The sequence below is a fragment of the Halomonas marinisediminis genome, assembly GCF_004347715.1.
GTDB classification, from domain to species: domain Bacteria; phylum Pseudomonadota; class Gammaproteobacteria; order Pseudomonadales; family Halomonadaceae; genus Halomonas; species Halomonas icarae.
The window spans coordinates 1-279 of sequence record NZ_SLTR01000381.1; the positions used below are offsets into that span (position 1 = coordinate 1).

1 pseudogene is annotated in these 279 nt (G+C 71.0%); it reads right to left on the reverse strand.

Annotated elements, in window-relative coordinates:
* Nucleotides 1–279 (reverse strand): annotated as a pseudogene (locus tag E0702_RS19245) (hypothetical protein); the annotation flags it as partial.

Below are 279 nucleotides of genomic sequence, written 5' to 3' on the forward strand. Positions count from 1 at the left end.
CCCGCGCCAGGGCCGTCTTGCCGGTGCCCGGGGGGCCGTACAGCAGCCAGCCGCGCTTCCAGGGGATGCCCTTGGCGCGGTACCAGTCGCGGTGGTTGCGCCACAGCTCGATCTCGCGGATCAGGTCCTTGACCCGGCGCGGGAAGATCAGGTTGTTCAGCGCCCCGCCGTCGTGCATCGGCGCCTTGCCCAGCTGGTCGGGCGAGTGCGCCAGCAGCCGGTAGTAGCGCTGCTGATACCACGGCAGGCCGTTGCTGCCGCTGTCCCAGCTGTCCTCCT